At 72.8% G+C, this 15,490-nt stretch carries 13 protein-coding genes; 4 read left to right on the top strand and 9 right to left on the bottom strand.

What is annotated here, in order from left to right; genetic code table 11:
- Positions 1–50: 50 nt before the first annotated feature.
- The 3 genes from ACH4S7_RS28000 (at position 51) to ACH4S7_RS27990 (ending at position 4,277) form a co-directional block, all read left to right on the top strand.
- Positions 51–1,679 carry a penicillin-binding transpeptidase domain-containing protein gene (locus ACH4S7_RS28000; RefSeq protein WP_398524086.1) on the top strand — a complete coding sequence of 543 codons (1,629 nt, stop codon included), beginning with the start codon at positions 51–53 and terminating at the stop codon, positions 1,677–1,679.
- 404 nt (positions 1,680–2,083) lie between these two features.
- Positions 2,084–3,115: a hypothetical protein gene (locus ACH4S7_RS27995; protein ID WP_398524085.1), complete on the top strand. Its 1,032-nt coding sequence runs from the start codon at positions 2,084–2,086 to the stop codon at positions 3,113–3,115.
- A 172-nt stretch (positions 3,116–3,287) separates the two neighbouring features.
- Complete coding sequence (locus ACH4S7_RS27990; RefSeq protein WP_398524084.1) at positions 3,288–4,277, top strand: hypothetical protein; 990 nt, start codon at positions 3,288–3,290, stop codon at positions 4,275–4,277.
- Positions 4,278–4,348: 71 nt separating this feature from the next.
- Here ACH4S7_RS27990 and ACH4S7_RS27985 read toward each other — a convergent pair whose 3' ends face one another.
- The 7 genes from ACH4S7_RS27985 to ACH4S7_RS27955 all read right to left on the bottom strand — a co-directional run bounded on the left by ACH4S7_RS27985 (position 4,349) and on the right by ACH4S7_RS27955 (position 11,472).
- Positions 4,349–4,645 (bottom strand): DUF2087 domain-containing protein, encoded by a 297-nt coding sequence (locus ACH4S7_RS27985; protein WP_398524083.1) that lies wholly within the window; start codon positions 4,643–4,645, stop codon positions 4,349–4,351.
- A 99-nt stretch (positions 4,646–4,744) separates the two neighbouring features.
- Positions 4,745–6,070, bottom strand: coding sequence for a hypothetical protein (locus tag ACH4S7_RS27980; RefSeq protein ID WP_398524082.1), 1,326 nt, complete (start codon positions 6,068–6,070; stop codon positions 4,745–4,747).
- Between the two features lie 558 nt (positions 6,071–6,628).
- Entirely contained in the window at positions 6,629–7,411 is a 783-nt protein-coding gene (locus ACH4S7_RS27975) for an SDR family NAD(P)-dependent oxidoreductase (RefSeq protein ID WP_398524081.1), read from the bottom strand.
- Positions 7,408–8,568: a serine hydrolase domain-containing protein gene (locus tag ACH4S7_RS27970; RefSeq protein ID WP_398524080.1), complete on the bottom strand. Its 1,161-nt coding sequence runs from the start codon at positions 8,566–8,568 to the stop codon at positions 7,408–7,410. The genes ACH4S7_RS27975 and ACH4S7_RS27970 overlap by 4 nt, the downstream gene beginning before the upstream one ends.
- Before the next feature lie 234 nt (positions 8,569–8,802).
- Positions 8,803–9,603: an energy-coupling factor ABC transporter ATP-binding protein gene (locus tag ACH4S7_RS27965; RefSeq protein ID WP_398524079.1), complete on the bottom strand. Its 801-nt coding sequence runs from the start codon at positions 9,601–9,603 to the stop codon at positions 8,803–8,805.
- Positions 9,600–10,361: a cobalt ECF transporter T component CbiQ gene (gene cbiQ / locus ACH4S7_RS27960; RefSeq protein WP_398524078.1), complete on the bottom strand. Its 762-nt coding sequence runs from the start codon at positions 10,359–10,361 to the stop codon at positions 9,600–9,602. The genes ACH4S7_RS27965 and cbiQ overlap by 4 nt, the downstream gene beginning before the upstream one ends.
- Position 10,362: 1 nt before the next feature.
- Positions 10,363–11,472 carry an energy-coupling factor ABC transporter permease gene (locus ACH4S7_RS27955; protein ID WP_398524077.1) on the bottom strand — a complete coding sequence of 370 codons (1,110 nt, stop codon included), beginning with the start codon at positions 11,470–11,472 and terminating at the stop codon, positions 10,363–10,365.
- 242 nt (positions 11,473–11,714) lie between these two features.
- Between ACH4S7_RS27955 and ACH4S7_RS27950 the strand changes: the two genes are divergently transcribed.
- Entirely contained in the window at positions 11,715–12,116 is a 402-nt protein-coding gene (locus ACH4S7_RS27950) for an SsgA family sporulation/cell division regulator (protein WP_398524076.1), read from the top strand.
- A gap of 215 nt (positions 12,117–12,331) precedes the next feature.
- On the opposite strand, the gene ACH4S7_RS27945 is transcribed toward ACH4S7_RS27950, so the two are convergent.
- Both ACH4S7_RS27945 and ACH4S7_RS27940 read right to left on the bottom strand, forming a co-directional pair.
- Positions 12,332–14,578: an MMPL family transporter gene (locus tag ACH4S7_RS27945; RefSeq protein WP_398524075.1), complete on the bottom strand. Its 2,247-nt coding sequence runs from the start codon at positions 14,576–14,578 to the stop codon at positions 12,332–12,334.
- 224 nt (positions 14,579–14,802) lie between these two features.
- Positions 14,803–15,375 (bottom strand): TetR/AcrR family transcriptional regulator, encoded by a 573-nt coding sequence (locus ACH4S7_RS27940; protein ID WP_398524074.1) that lies wholly within the window; start codon positions 15,373–15,375, stop codon positions 14,803–14,805.
- Positions 15,376–15,490 lie beyond the last annotated feature (115 nt).

Genomic DNA, 15,490 nt, shown 5'->3' with positions numbered 1-15,490 from the left:
TGAACACGTTCAAGGAGGCCGACCGAGTTCAGGGGGAAGGGATAGCGCACATGCGTGGCGGAGCGAAGGTGGCTCTCATCGGCGGCCTTTTTCTGGCGGTCGCCGGTGGTGTCGGCTACGGCGGGTACACCGTGCTCGCCGACGACGACACTGGTTCCACCACCACCCGAGCCGAACGGCGCACGGGCCCGCTGAGCGCCGCGGAGATCGACTCCGCGGCCAAGGACTTCCTCGCCGCCTGGGCGAGCGGCAAGGCCCCCGAGGCGGCCCGGCTGACCAATAAACCGGTCGAGGCCGAACCGCTGCTCGCCGGATACCGCGAACGAGCCCGCGTCTCCGCCGCAGTGATCACCCCGGGACCCGCGAACGGCGCCGAAGTGCCCTTCACGGTCAAGGCGACAGTGACGTACGAGGGGACGAGCAAGCCCTGGACGTACGCCTCCCGGCTGACCGTGGTGCGGGGGCTGACCACCGGCCGACCGCTGATCGAGTGGACGCCCACCGTGGTGCACCCGAGGCTGACCCAGTCGGCCACGCTGACCACGGAGCCGTCGTCGGTGCCGCCGATCAAGGCGGTGGACCACTCCGGCCGGGAGCTGACGAAGGAGAAGTACCCGTCACTCGGCCCGATCCTGGACACCCTGCGCCAGAAGTACGGCGCGGAGGCGGGCGGCAAGGCCGGGGTCGAGTTGGTGATCGCGTCCTCCGACACCGCCGTGGCCGACCAGCCGCTGCTGACCCTGCGCAAGGGCACCGAGGGGACGCTGAAGACCACCATCGACGCAAGCGCCCAGGACGCGGCCGAACGAGCGGTGAATTGGTACAAGCAGGCGTCAGTGGTCGCGATCAAGCCCAGCACGGGTGAGATACGGGCCGTCGCCAACAGCCCGACCGGTGGCTACAACGCGGCCATGCTGGGCACCCAGGCGCCCGGCTCCACGATGAAGATCGTGACCGCGGCGATGATGCTCGACAAGGGCATCGTGGACGGCCCCGCCGCCCGGGTGCAGTGCCCGGCGACCGTCCAGTGGATGGGCCGGACCTTCCAGAACCTGAAGAAGTTCTCGATCCCGAACGGCACCCTCCGGGACAGCTTCGCCCGCTCCTGCAACACCTCCTTCATCAAGGCGATCGGCCCGCTCGACCAGCGCGACGAGTCCGATACGGCGCTGGGCGAGACGGCGCGGAAATACTTCGGCATCGGCCTCGACTGGCAGACGGGTGCGGCCAGCGAGGACGGCAGCGTGCCCGAGTCGAAGGGCCCGGAGACGGCGGCCTCCTACATCGGCCAGGGCCGGATCACGATGAACGCGCTGAACGTGGCGTCCATCGCCGCGACCGTCAAGAACGGCGCCTTCCTCCAGCCGGTGCTCGTCCCCCGGGCGCTCGACAACCGCGAACTGGCGACGGCCGACCCGCTGCCGGGCACCGTCGCGGGCGCGCTGCGGGACCTGATGACCGCCAGCGCGGTCAATGGCACCGGCAGGACCGCGATGGCGTCGGTGAGCGGCGAGAAGGGCTCGAAGACCGGCTCGGCGGAGGTCGACGGGCAGGGCAAGTCGAACAGTTGGTTCACGGCGTACGCGGGCGATCTGGCCGCCGCCGCGGTGGTGCAGTCGGGCGGCCACGGCGGCGACGCAGCGGGCCCGGTCGTCGCCGAGGTGCTGCGCTCCCCCTGATCGGCGCGGGAGTACGGGGTTACGGAGTTGCTGCACGGGAGTACGGCTCACGGCCGCCGCACGCCGGTCTGAGTGCCGGGGTGCGGGCCGTGCGCGCCCGGCTCGTCCGGGCGGGTGTCGCTTCCACCGGGTGCTGCTCTTGGTCGTGTCGGGGCGTCTGGTGGCTGAGGTCGGGTACGGGGCGGGTAGTCCGCTCGGGGCGGATGACGGGTCTGGTGCCCGTGGCGCCCCGGAGACGGGTGTTCGACCGGTACCGGGCCCTGAGCCGGGGCTCCTGAACAGCAAGGCGGTCCCCCATGAACACACCTCGAATCCCCTTACCCCTCTCGTTCTCCCCTTCCGTCCCGGATCCGTCGCGAGGGCGACGGGGGCGGGTCCGGCGGGGCGCTGTCGCCGTTGGCGGGGTGCTCGCGACGTCGTGCGCCCTTCTGGTGGCCGTGCCGGGGACGGCGAGCGCCGCCGCAAGTAGCTGCGACGTCAATGGCACTTCGGTCACCAGCGAGACCATCACCGGCACCAGCGGGAACGACCAGATCTTCTGCAGGAACGGAGTCCAACCGGGGACAACCATCAGCACCGGAGCGGGTGACGACCGTATTGATATCGAAAGCCCCGGCCGGGGCTTGGCGTCCAACCGCGGGACCATCAACGCGGGATCGGGCAACGACCTCATCCTTGTCCTGAATGTGGGGGTGGACGGGAACGGCAGGGGCGGGGACGGCAGCAGCGGCACCATCACCGGGGGTACGGGAGACGACAGGATCACCGTCCGCGGGGGCAACGGCCGCGTCACCCAGGACACCCTCCCCGGAGGTGTCGGTGGGTACGGCAACACCGGGACCATCGACGGTGGCGGCGGGACCAACACCGTCACGGTCAGCGGTGGGAACGGCGGGCGTGGCGGGACCAGCAGCGACGGCGGCGCCGGAGGCGCGGCCAACCGCGAAGGGACCATCACCAGCGCCGGCTCGATCACTCTCGTCGGCGGCGCCGGCGGAAACGCCGGGCAGACCCAGTTCGGCACCACCCCGGACTCCGACGGCGGCGCGGGCGGTATCGGCAACGACGGCACGATCCGGACCCGGCTGCTCTCCCTCCTGGTCAATCAGGTCAACGTGACGGGAGGGAACGGCGGTTTCGGGCTCTCCAACGGCGAGGGTGGCAACGGCGGCGACGCCAACGACGAGACCATCGTCATGACCGGCCGCGTCGCCCTCCAGGGCGGCAACGGCGGGGAGACCCGCCGGACCGGCTCGGAAGGCGGCAACGGCGGCCACGGCAACGACGGCCCGCTCTCCGCCCCCATCGGCGGCACCTCCAAGGGAGGCAACGGCGGCGCGGGCCGGCCCGGCGGCAGCGGCGGACTCGGCGCGAGCGCCGGCATCGTGGGCGTGGTCGCCGTCACCAACGGATCCCCGGGAGCCACCCGCCCCTGACAGGGACACCCGAACACCCGACACCATGAACCCGTAAGCCCCCGGCCGTGGCGGTGACCAACACCTCCCCGGCCGGGGGCCGGGCGGGTTCCCCCCTCCCTGCTCTCGCCGGGGGACCCCCGAACGAACGTCCGCCATTGCCATATTTCGCCCGGGTTCGCACTGTGGAGATATGACAGACATTCAGCGAATCAGCGGCGGACGACCGCATTCGAAGGCCGCACGCTCCCCGGCTGCCCGTGCCACGGTCGCGATGGCGGGTGTGGTGGGCTCCCTGGCACTGACGGTGGGGCTGGCGACTCCCGCGTCCGCCGCGACCACCCGGACGTTCACCATCAGTGGGACGTTCACCGTCCCGACGGGGGTCACCAGTGTCACCGCCGTCCTCGTCGGAGCCGGTGCGGGCGGAGGTGGCGGAGCCGGCGCAGGCCGCGCGGGCATCCTGTTCCCCACGGGGACCAACCAGGGCGGCGGCGGAGGGGGTGGCGGCGGTGGCGGGGGCGGCGGCGCCCGGATCTCCTGCACCCTGCCCGTCACCCCGGGCCAGACCCTCACCGTCACCGTCGGCGGCGGCGGGGCGGGAGGCACCGGGGGCGCGGGAGCTGACACAGCGACACCACCCGCCCCCCGCAACGGCACGGCCGGAGTCGCCGGTGGCCGGTCCGCCCTCACCGTGGGCGGGGTCAACCGGGCCTCCGTACCGGGCGGCGACGGCTTTCTCACGGAGGGCCGTGGGGGCGGGAATGGCGGCAACCCCTTCATCGGCGTCGGCGGCGAGTTGGGTGCGGGAGGGTTCCCCGGCCAGAGTGGCACGGGTGGGGGCGGACTCCTCGGCCTCGGCTCGATCTGTCTGGGCGTCCCGTCCGGCAACAGCAACGGTGCCAACGGCGACGCGGGCACCGCTGGGACATACGGCACCGGTGCGGCCGACAGCGCTCTCGCGACCGGAGGTACGGGCGGTGCCGGCGGCACCGGAGGCACGCCAGGCACCCCGCTCCCGGCCACCTGCCCCACCGGCACCGGCCACGGCGGAGACGCGGGCAACGGCGGCGACGGCGGCACCTACGACCCCGCCATCCCCATGCCCAACTCCTACGGCCCGGGCAGTTCCGGCACCGCCGGTACCCCGGGAGGGAACGGCTGCGTCACCCTCACATACTGAACCCGCCCTGGCCCGTCGGCCCCGCCCCGGCCGTGAAGCCCGCAGCGGCGCGGCGTTGTGGGGGCGGCCGGTCAGGAGGCTTCGGACCGTACGGCCACCCCGCGCCGGTAGCTGCCGCCGTCCCTGGTCCGGACGAGCAGCCCCGAGGTGATCAGATAGCGCCGCAGGGCCGCGCAGTCCTCGTGCACGGTGCGGAGCGCGTCGTTCACCTCCGGCTCGCTGTAGGCGCGGTCCGGCTCGAAGAGCGTCTCGGCGAGATGGGTGAGCAACTGCTCGCGGCGGGCCGCTTTACGGGGGACGGCCGTCAGCCGACCCCCGGAGAAGAGGTCGGCCACCGGGCGCGCGGGGGTGGATCGTTGATCGCTCATGCTCGGCAGCTTTCCGTACGCCCCCTGCGCCGGGCAACGCGATTTCGGCCCCCGCGCGGCCCCTGAGCGGCCCCCGACGCGGGCCCCGACGACGAAGCCTCAGCGGGCCGCCCGGCCCGGTGGACGGACCGCCTCGTCGTGGGGTGCCGTCGACTGGGAGCCGTACCAGAGCGCGCCACCCACCAACCCCCAGACGACGACCAGCAGCGCGGCCAGAGCCGGTGTCGGCCGGACGGTGGGAGCGGTGAGCAGCCGCAGCGCGGCGCCGGTCGCCGCGCCGATGCCGAGGGCGACGAGCAGCACGACCAGCGGCAGCAGCCGGGCCGGATCCCCCGGCCACCCGGCGCCAACCGTCAGGACGAAGAGGCCGCCGAACGCGCCCGCCGTGAGCAACGGCCACCAGGCGCGGGCCCGGACGGCGAGCAGGACGAGGCCGGTCCAGCCGAGCGCGGTGGCGAGCAGGGTCGTGGAGAGCGGTCCGGTGCCGTCCCGGCCCCCGTCGAGTAGGGCCAGTTCGCGCAGTGCGCCGGACATACCGGTGGCGGTGTACGGGACGCCCCCGGCCCACGAGGTCCACGGCGCCCACGGGACCAGCGCCACCAGGCAGATCGCGGCACAGCCCGCGATCCTGGCGGCTTCGAGCGGGCGGGACAGGGCCCGGTGGCGACGGCGGACCAGGGTCTCCAGGACCGCCGCGCCCGCGAGGACCGCCGCACCGGCGACGGCCGTCCCCCCGCCGGACCCGAGGCCCGCCACAGCCAGGGCCGAGACGGCGCAGCCGAGCGGCGGCCAGCCCTGGCGCTGGGTCCGCAGGACCAGGGCGACGGTGGCGGGGGCGAGGGCGAGAGCCGTGGTGGCCGATGGCAGGGGGGCGAGGACGACCAGCGCCGCCGCGACCGGCGCCGCCAGGGGCAGCCGGGGCAGCGTCAGCCGGGCGAGCGCGGCCACACCGGCCGGTACGGCGACCGCCGTGACCAGGAACGGGACGGCGGTCAGGGGGCCCACGGCGGTGCCACCGCCCGCCGCATAGGGCGTCAGGGCGTCGAGTGTGGCGGTGAGTCCCCGCCCGTCCGGGGGGATGTCCGCCAGGGTCGGCCACGCTCGCCAGCAGGCCGCCAGAACGACCGCGACCGCGCCGAGCACGACCGTCCTGGTCTGCTTACCGGGCGGGACCGGGCCTCGGCGGGACCGCGTCGACACCGCGACCGCCGTCAGCAGTGCGATCAGTACGCCCCAGGTCAGGGTGGTGGGGCCGGCCAGGGTCGCGAAGGCCGCGACACCGGCGGAGACGGGCGGGGCCAGGGTGATCGCCGTCCACCACGAGGTCCGGGCACAGCCGCGCAGGACCAGGAGTCCGGCGGCGTACAGGACCGGTACCCCAACGACACCAACGCCACCGGTAACTAATACGGAGATAAGAGACATAGGGGACAGAATGCCTCCGGGGGTGGGCGTCCTTCCGGAGGGCTCGCGGAGGTACGGACACCACTCACGCGGCCGGAAGCCCCGACCGTCGTCCCCTGCCCGACTCCGCACGGTTCCGGACCATCCTGCGTGACCCGGACCGCCCTGCCCGGCGCGTCCGACGGCCCGACGCGCCTGCCGCGCCTGCCGCCCGGCCGCGGCTACCGGCCGGAGGTCCGCTCACCGGGGGCCGCCGAATGCCGCTTCCCCGACCGCCGGACGCTCCCCGACCGCCTGGCAGGGGGCGGCGGCACGGACGGAGTCCACTTTCCGTACGGTCAGAGCGTCCGACAGCCCTCGGCCGGGGGGACGACGACGGGGAGTACGGGACGATCGCCCCGGCCCGCGTCACCCCAGCCGTGGCCGGCGCGCGTCACCCCAGCCACATCCCGGCCCGCGTCACCCCAGCCGTGGCCGGCCCGGGCGCCGGCACCCGGGCCCAGCCGGGGCCCAGCTCAGCACCGCCCCAGCGCCCCGGTTCAGCAGCACCCCGGCTCAACCCCGCCCCGGCCCGCCGTATCAGCGCGCCTCGACCACGGCCGGGAACGCCATGTTCACCGCCAGCAGCCCGCCGTCCACCCGTAGGGTCGTCCCGGTGATCCAGGCCGCGTCCCGCGAGGCCAGGAACGCCACCGCCGCCGCGATGTCCTCCGGCTCCCCGACCCGGCCCAGCGGGTACACCGTCTCGGCGAGCCGGGCCATCTCGGCGTCCCGGCCGGCCCACCCCGGGGTGCGGATCGTCCCCGGGTTGATCTGGTTGACCCGTACGCCACGGGACGCCACATCGCCCGCCAGGGTGCGGGTGAACGACGCCAGACCGGCCTTCGCCGCGCTGTAGGCGTGGTTGCCGAAGTCCTGCTCGCCGTTGACGGAACCGATGTTGACGATCGCGCCCCGGCCCGTCGCCGCGAGGGCGGGCAGCGCCGCGCGGGCGCAGCGGAAGGCGCCGGTGAGGGTGATGTTCAGATCGCGTTCCCAACTGTCGTCCGACTGGTCCTCGATCAGCGGGGCGTCCAGCGAGCACGAATAGGCGTTGTTGACCAGCACGTCCAGCGAACCGAAGCACTCGACCGCGTACGCCACCGCCGCCTCGACCTGGCTCCGGTCGCCGACGTCGCAGCGGAAGGATTCGGCACCGGGTATGTCCGCCGCCGTCTTCCGCGCGGCCTCGTCGTTGACATCGGCGATCAGAACGCGTGCGCCTTCGGCGGCCAACCGTCGCGCGGTGGCCTCGCCGATGCCCCGGGCCGCGCCGGTGATGAGTGCCCCGTACCCCTCGAAACGCTGTGTCACATTGCTCATAGGGCCGAACGTACCGCTCTGATCAGCGCCTGACCACGGGGATCTGCGGTAACTCCCTTGCGCAGCCCGTTGGTCACATAGCCGAGCGCGACCCCCGAACCGGGGTCGGCGAACCCGAGCGAGCCGCCCCGGCCGGGGTGGCCGAAGGAGCCGGGGCCCAGCAGTGGGGCGGCGGGTCCGTGGAGCATGAAGCCGAGCCCGTAACGGGTGGGCACGACCAGCACCCGGTCCGGGCCCGCCGACTCCTCGGTACGGGCCAGGGTGAGGGTCGCCGGGGCGAACAGCCGTGGCCCGCCGTCGACCTGACCGATCGTGGCGGCGTAGAACCGGGCGAGCGCGCGGGCGGTGGAGATGCCGCCCGATGCGGGGAGTTCGGCCGCACGGTAGCCGGGGTCGTTCTCGTCGGGCAGCGGATCGATCGCGCCGAAGGAGCGGCGGGTGAGCGAGCCGGGGTCCCGGTAGGCGTCGCTGACGGCCCGCTTGGGCCGCAGGGTGAGCCCGGCGGTGGCGCTCGGCGGTTCCTCGACCGGTCCGATCCGGCCCACCCGGTGGGCCTCGTCGGCCGGCAGCCCGATCCAGAAGTCCAGGCCGAGCGGCCGGGCTATCTCCTCGGCGACCCAGCGGCCGATGGTCCGGCCGGTGACCCGGCGGACGAGTTCGCCGATGAGCCAACTGTAGGTCTGCGCGTGGTAGCCGTGGTCGGTGCCGGGTTCCCACGCGGGCCGCTGGGCGGCCACCGCCGCCGGGCCACTGACCCCGTCGATGGCCTCGGCCGGGGTGAGCGGCCGGTCGAGCGCGGGCAGCCCGGCCCGGTGGGTGAGCAGATGCCGTACGAGGACCCGTTCCTTGCCCGCCGCCTTGAACTCGGGCCAGTAGGTGCCGACCGGGGCGTCCAGGTCGATCTGACCGCGCTGGTGCAGCAGCAGGACGACGGCGGCGGCGACGCCCTTGGTGACGGAGCGGACGGTCTGGGCGGTGTCCACCGCCCAGGGATCGGAGCCGTCGACGTCGCGGGTGCCGGCCCACAGATCGACGACCTTGCGCCCGTCCCGGTAGACGGCGACGGCCGCCCCGCGCTCGCCCCGCTGCTCGAAGTTGCGTATGAACGCGTCCGCGACCGGCTCGAAGCCGGCCGCCACCGTGCCCTGGACGTCCACCGTGCCCACTCTCCCACTGCCGTTGGTCCCCCCATGGTGCAACGGCCGGGCACGCGTTCCCCTTCCGGGGCCTCCGCTTCACCGCTGTGAGCTGGGAGTTCGCTCTCCGTCACCAGCCGCCGCGTGGACGCCGGGGCGGGCGGAGGCCGGTGCGGAGGGCGATCCGATGGCAGGTCGGGGCTGGGTCGGAGGCTGATCCGAGGGCAGGTCGGGGGGCCGGTCCGGGGGGGCGGTTCAGCCCCGTACCGCCGCGGCCGGGTCGAAGCCGAACGGCAGCTCCAGCCGGTGTTCCCGCAGCGTCTCGCCGTCCGCCAGCAGTTCCCCCGTACGCCCGTCGGCCACGATCACGCCCTCGCTGAGGATCACCGCGCGCGGGCACAGCTCCAGCGCGTACGGCAGGTCGTGCGTCACCATCAGCACGGTGACGTCCAGCGACCGCAGGATGTCGGCGAGTTCCCGCCGGGACGCCGGGTCGAGGTTGGACGAGGGTTCGTCGAGTACGAGGATCTCCGGCTCCATCGCCAGCACGGTGGCCACCGCGACCCGGCGCCGCTGCCCGAACGAGAGGTGGTGCGGGGGCCGGTCCGCGTACTCCGCCATGCCGACCCGGTGCAGCGCGGTGGTCACCCGGGCCGTCAGTTCGGCACCGCGCAGCCCGGAGGCGGCCGGGCCGAAGGCGACGTCCTCCCGGACCGTCGGCATGAAGAGTTGGTCGTCCGGGTCCTGGAAGACGAGGCCGACCGTCCGTCTGATCCTTGCCAGATGTTCCTTGACCACCGGGAGGCCGGCGACGGTCACGGTGCCGACACCGCCGCCGAGGATGCCGTTGAGGTGGAGCACGAGGGTGGTCTTGCCCGCACCGTTGGGGCCGAGCAGGGCGACCCGTTCGCCGCGCCGGACCGTGAGGTCGACGCCGAAGAGGGCCTGCCGCCCGTCGGGGTAGGCGTAGGCGAGCCCGCGCACCTCCAGCGACGCCGCTGCGGTCGCCGGGTCCGCGCCATCTGCGGTCACGGGGTCCGTGCCGGGGGCGGTCACAGGGTCCGCCCCAGGACGCAGACGGCGAGCGCGGTCACCGGCAGGGCCGCGGCGTGCGCCCACTGGGTCCGGGTCGCGGTCACCCGGTCGATCACCGGCATCTCTCCCGTGTACCCCCGGCTCACCATCGCGAGATGGACCCGTTCACCGCGTTCGTACGAGCGGATGAAGAGCGCCCCGGCCGAGGTGGCGAGGACGCCCCACTGCCGTACGCCCCGCGCCTCGAAACCGCGCGAGCGGCGGGCGATGGACATCCGGCGCATCTCATCGGCGACGACATCCCCGTAACGGATCATGAAGGAGGCGATCTGGGTCAGCAGTGGCGGAAGTCCGAGTCTGCGCAGGCCCAGCAGGAGTGCGCGGGGTTCGGTCGTGGCGGCGAGGAGCGCGGAGGCGGCGACGCCGAGGGTGGCCTTGGCGACGATGTTCCAGGCGCCCCAGAGGCCGGGGACGCTCAGCGGGACGCCCAGCACCGTGGTCCGCTCGCCGGGCACCACGAACGGCAGCAACAGCGCGAAGGCCACGAACGGGACCTCGATCAGCAACCGGCGCGCCAGGGTGGAGCCGGGGACCCGGGCCACCGCCGCGACCGCCGCGAGCAGCGCCGCGTACAGCGCGAACGCCCAGACCGCCGCGCGCGGGGTGGCGACCACGACGAGTACGAAGCAGAGGACGGCGACGAGCTTGCAGTGCGGCGGCAGGGTGTGCACCGGGGAGTCGCCGGGCCGGTGGAGCCGGTGGGCGTGGCCCGCGCCCATCTCAGACCGCGTCCGGCAGCCGGGCGGCGGTCTTCCGCCGGCGGCGCACCACGGCGTAACAGACACCGCTGCCGACGACGATGGTCGCGCCGACGCCGATGACACCGGCGAGACCGCCGGAGAGCCGGGCGTTGGCGATGTCCCCGACGCCGTAGTCGGCGAGCGGCGAGTCGGCGGCTGCGTGCTCGGCGGCCTTGGCGTCGAAGCCCTGGTCGGCGGCGACCTTCTCCAGTCCGTCGGGGCTGGCGGAGGCGTAGAAGGAGACACCGCCCGCCAGCACGAGTGCGGTGGCGAGCCCGGCCCACCAGACCGTGCGCGGCGAGCGGGCGGGCGCCGGGGTCAGGGTGGGTGCGGGCGCGGTGTCAGGGGTACGGGCGGTGACGGTGGTGGCGGCTGCGGTGTCCACCAGTCGGCCGTCGACGCGGAGCCGGAGTGGGGCGGCCAGGCCACGGGCGCCGTACACCAGGTCGGGCCGGACGGCGAGGACGGCGCCGACCGTCAGCATGGTGATCACGCCCTCGCCGATGCCGATGAGGAGATGCACGCCGACCATCGCGGCCAGGACCTTGCCGATGGGGACGTCGGTGGTCCCGCCGATCGCGTAGAGCAGGGTGAAGGCGGCGGCGGACGCCGGTACGGAGACGAACGCGGCGATCAGCGTGGTGGCGGAGACCGTGCGCCGGCCGCGCGGCAGCACGGCCAGCAGCGCGCGGAAGATCCCGTACGCCACCAGGACGGTGACGACGCCCATGATCGTGATGTTCACGCCGAGCGCGGTGAGGCCGCCGTCGGCGAAGAGGAGGCTCTGGGTCAGCAGGACGACGGTCAGACAGAGCACCCCGGTATGGGGTCCGACGAGGATCGCGGCGAGCGCCCCGCCGAGCAGATGTCCGCTGGTGCCGGCCGCGACGGGGAAGTTCAGCATCTGTACGGCGAAGATGAAGGCGGCGACCAGTCCGGCGAGCGGGGCGGCGCGTTCGGCGCCGGTGAACGGGCCGGATTCGGTCAGCTCGCGGCGGGCTCCGCGCAGACAGACGGCGACGGCTCCGGCGGCCGCGACTCCCGCCGCCACCGATACGGGTGCGTTGATGAATCCATCGGGCACATGCATGGCGGGCTCCGCATCGGACAGACGAATCCTGAGGAGTGCTGCCCGACATAGTGGGCCCGCTGCAAACGGCTTGCAAGAGCGGGCCGGTCACAAAAAGGCGGGCCCGGAGACCGGGCGGGGCCGCCCGGCAGCGGGGACCGAGGCCGGGGGGCGCCCGCCGGAAAGCAGGAATGGAGATCGAGCACCCCATCAAAAATATGGGACATTAGATGACAAAGGGGGGCGAATGTGAGGAGCGAGCGATGTCCGCCGCCGTCGAAGATCACGCATGGGGCCGGGTCGTCACCGACGCTCCCCTGGACCAGCCGGTCCAGGTCACCCTCCAGTACGAGCCGGACGACGATCCACGCTCGGTACGGTTCGCCTTTCCCAGCGGGCTCGGCTGGACCTTCCCGCGCGAGGTGCTGGAGACCGGCCTGAGCTCACCCGCCCGCAGCGGCGACGTCGAGGTCTGGCCGTGCGGCCGGGTGCAGTCGATCGTGGAGTTCCACACCAAGGACGGGGTGGCGGTGGTCCAGTTCGACACCAGCGCGCTGACCCGTTTCCTGCACCATACGTACGCCGCCACGACCGGCGCGGCCGGGACGACCGGCACACCCGCCACGACCGGCGCGACCACGGCGGCCCAGGTGACCCGGGGCTGACGCTCCCGGGCGCCCCAGCTCCCCCCACCCGTACCGCCCGCTCCCTCCCGTACCGCCTGTCACCGCCCGTACGACCCTCCCGACCCCGGACCGCCCGTCACGCCCGTCACGGCCTTGAACATGCCGGTGGCCGGGTCCCCCACCCGTACGGATGAGGGACCCGGCCACCGGCGCTCGAGCGCGATCAGACAGGGGTCAGAGAGCGACTGACAGGGTCAGACGCGGACCAGCTGGCGGTCGCCGTCCGGGTCCTGCGGAGAGTCCGACAGCCGCTTCTGCAGCTTCTCGCCCTCCACGTCCACGTTCGGCAGCACCCGGTCCAGCCAGCCCGGCAGCCACCACGCCTTGTGACCGAGGAGCGCCAGCACCGCGGGCACGATCGCCATCCGGACCACGAAGGCGTCGAAGATCACCGCTATCGCGAGGCCGAAGCCGATCATCATGACCATCTGCTCGCCGGAGCCGATGAACCCGGCGAAGACGCCGACCATGATCACCGCAGCGGCGGTGACGACCCGCGCCCCGTGCTTGAAGCCGGTGACGATGGCGTCGGCGGGCCGCTCGCCGTGGACGTACGCCTCACGCATTCGCGTGACGAGGAAGACCTCGTAGTCCATGGCCAGACCGAAGACGACACCCACCAGGAAGATCGGCATCATCGACATGATCGGGCCGGGCTGTTCCACGTTGAACAGACCGCTGAGCCAGCCCCACTGGAAGACCGCGACGACCGCACCCAGCGCCGCCAGGACGGAGAGCAGGAAGCCGAGGGCCGCCTTCAGCGGAACCAGGATCGACCGGAACACCAGCACCAGGAGCAGGAAGGCGAGGCCGACGACGAGGGCCAGGTACGGCAGCAGCGCGTCGTTCATCTTCTGCGAGAAGTCGATGTTCAGCGCCGTGGTGCCGGTGACCAGCACCTCCGCGCCGTTGTCGGACTTGATCGCGTCACCAGCGGCCCGGATGTCATGCACCAGGTCCTCGGTCGCGACCGAGGACGGCCGGTCCTTGGGCACCACGGTGATCATGCCGGTGTCACCGGCCTTGTTGAGCGGACCGGGCACCACGGCAGCGGCGCCGTCCAGCTTGCCCACCCGGTCGGCCACCGTGTCGACGGCGGCCTTCGGGTTCTCGCTGCCCTTGGCGTCGACCACCAGGGTGAGCGGGCCGTTGAATCCGGGGCCGAAGCCGTCGGAGAGCATGTCGTACGCCTTGCGCTGGCTGGACGAGGGCGCGGACGACCCCTCGTCGGGCAGACCGAGCTGGAGCGAGCCGACCGGGATCGCGACGATGCCCAGGCCCACCACACCGGCGAGCAGCACGGCCACCGGGCGGCGCAGGACGAAGCGGGCCCAGCGGGTGCCGCCGTTCGCCTTCTGCGGGTTGTTGGCGTGGGCGGCGTGGCCGGCGTGCGCACCGGCCTGCTGCGCCTTGCGGGCCTTACGGACCTTGCGGCCGAAGACCTTGTCACCCGCGAAGCCGAGCAGCGCCGGGATGAGGGTGAGCGCGATGATCACCGCGATGACGACCGTGCCGGCGGCGGCGAAGCCCATCTTGCTCAGCATCGGGATGTTGACGACCGCCAGGCCGACCAGCGCGATGACGACGGTGAGACCGGCGAAGACGACCGCGGAGCCCGCGGTGCCGGTGGCCCGGCCCGCCGCTTCCTCATGGTCGTAGCCGTCGGCCAGTTCGGCCCGGTAGCGGGAGACGATGAAGAGCGCGTAGTCGATACCGACCGCGAGGCCGATCATCATCGCCAGGGTGCCGGTGGTGGTGCCGAGGTCGAAGACGTTCGCGAGCGCGGTGATCGAGGAGATGCCGATACCGACACCGATGATCGCGGTGAGCAGCGGCAGTCCGGCGGCGATCATCGAGCCGAAGGTGATGGCCAGCACGACCGCCGCGATGGCGATACCGATCATCTCGGTGGAGGCGGCGTGCTGCTCCACCATGGAGGCGTCACCGCCGATCTCCACGGTCAGCCCGGCGTCCTCGGCGCGCTCCCCGGTGTCGGTCAGCGCCTCGCGGGTCTTGTCGGACACCTCCATCATGTTGACCTTGTAGCTGACGGAGATGTACGCGGTGGAGCCGTCCTTGGAGACGGCGTCGGAGGCGTACGGGTCGGCAACGGTGGAGACCTGGTCGGAGCCGGACTTGAGGTCGGCGACCGCCTTGTTGACCGCGGCCTTGTTCCCGGCGTCGGTCATCTTCTGGCCGTCGGGGGCCCGGAAGACGACCCTGGCGGTCGCGCCGTCGGCGCTACCCCCGGGGAAACGCTCTTCCAGGACGTCGAAGGCACGCTGGGACTCGGTGCCCGGCAGGGCGAACCCCGGGTCCTTGGGAGTGGACGCGGCGGACGCGCCGGCGCCGGCGAGGAACAGCAGGGCCACCCACAGCAGGGCGACGAGTCGGCGGCGCCGGAAGGCGGTCCGACCGAGTTTGTAGAGGAACGTGGCCACGAGGGCTTACTCCCGTAAGAGAAGGCGACAACAGGACATGGGGAGTCGGCCCGACGTACGAGAGCGGCGCGCGTCAGGAACGGGGTGGAGCGTGAGCGGGTCCCGGGGAAGGGCCGGGGGCCGGAGAAGACCGGTCCCGGTCCGGGGAGACCTGGGAAGTCGAAGGACGGAGTCCGGGAGAGCCTGAGGTGGGGGGTTCAGGCCCGGGACGGAGGTGGGGGCACTCAGACCCCCAACGCCCGGAGGACGACGGAATCCATGTACCGGGTGAGGAAACACCGGTCCGGCACTTTGTCTTCGATCATCTGCCGGGCGAAGAACGAGCCGAACAGCATGTGCGGGATGAAGTCCACCGCGGGGTTGTCCGCGCTGATCTCCCCCCGCTCCACGGCTCGTTCCACCAGCGTCCGCAGGGCCTGCATCTCGGGCTCGATCAGCAGTTTCCGCAGGGCGTCGTAGAGGTCGGGGTTGTTGTGGACGGCCTGGAGAAGCCCCCGCATCAGCGCGGAGTCCCGCTCCATCTCCTCGTCGTCGGCGCGCGACATCATCTCGTGGAAGTCCCCACGGAGACTGCCGGTGTCGATCTCGCCGGTGACGGACGGCTTCACCTGCTGGAGCGACCTGGCGACCAGCTCGGGTTTGCTGTGCCACTGGCGGTAGAGGGTGGCCTTGCTCGACCGGGTCCTGGCGGCGACGGCGTCCATCGTCAGGGAGTCGTAACCGACCTCGCGGAGCAGATCGAGCACGGCTCCGTACAGCTCTGACTCACGCTCGGGTGTCAGTCGACTCCGCGTCATGATGGACCTCCCCTCACCGACCACGGGGCCCGTGAACGGCCCGTCGGGCGACCGGCCGGGACGGCCGATCGAACGAAACTGTTTCGTACACCAGAACGATACCGCAGGGCCCCAG

The sequence above is a fragment of the Streptomyces sp. NPDC020965 genome (assembly GCF_044333555.1).
In the GTDB taxonomy this organism is placed as follows: Bacteria; Actinomycetota; Actinomycetes; order Streptomycetales; family Streptomycetaceae; genus Streptomyces.
The sequence above is the reverse complement of the archived record's forward strand: the minus strand, read 5'-3'. Positions and strand labels throughout refer to the sequence as shown.

Excerpts from the sequence above, each read along its gene's own strand:
- cbiQ (WP_398524078.1), bottom strand. The coding sequence starts at position 10,361 with ATGGGCGCGGGCCACGCCCACCGGCTCCACCGGCCCGGCGACTCCCCG.
- ACH4S7_RS28000 (WP_398524086.1), top strand. The coding sequence starts at position 51 with ATGCGTGGCGGAGCGAAGGTGGCTCTCATCGGCGGCCTTTTTCTGGCG.
- ACH4S7_RS27955 (WP_398524077.1), bottom strand. The coding sequence starts at position 11,472 with ATGCATGTGCCCGATGGATTCATCAACGCACCCGTATCGGTGGCGGCG.
- ACH4S7_RS27990 (WP_398524084.1), top strand. The coding sequence starts at position 3,288 with ATGACAGACATTCAGCGAATCAGCGGCGGACGACCGCATTCGAAGGCC.
- ACH4S7_RS27975 (WP_398524081.1), bottom strand. The coding sequence starts at position 7,411 with ATGAGCAATGTGACACAGCGTTTCGAGGGGTACGGGGCACTCATCACC.
- ACH4S7_RS27950 (WP_398524076.1), top strand. The coding sequence starts at position 11,715 with ATGTCCGCCGCCGTCGAAGATCACGCATGGGGCCGGGTCGTCACCGAC.
- ACH4S7_RS27985 (WP_398524083.1), bottom strand. The coding sequence starts at position 4,645 with ATGAGCGATCAACGATCCACCCCCGCGCGCCCGGTGGCCGACCTCTTC.
- ACH4S7_RS27980 (WP_398524082.1), bottom strand. The coding sequence starts at position 6,070 with ATGTCTCTTATCTCCGTATTAGTTACCGGTGGCGTTGGTGTCGTTGGG.
- ACH4S7_RS27940 (WP_398524074.1), bottom strand. The coding sequence starts at position 15,375 with ATGACGCGGAGTCGACTGACACCCGAGCGTGAGTCAGAGCTGTACGGA.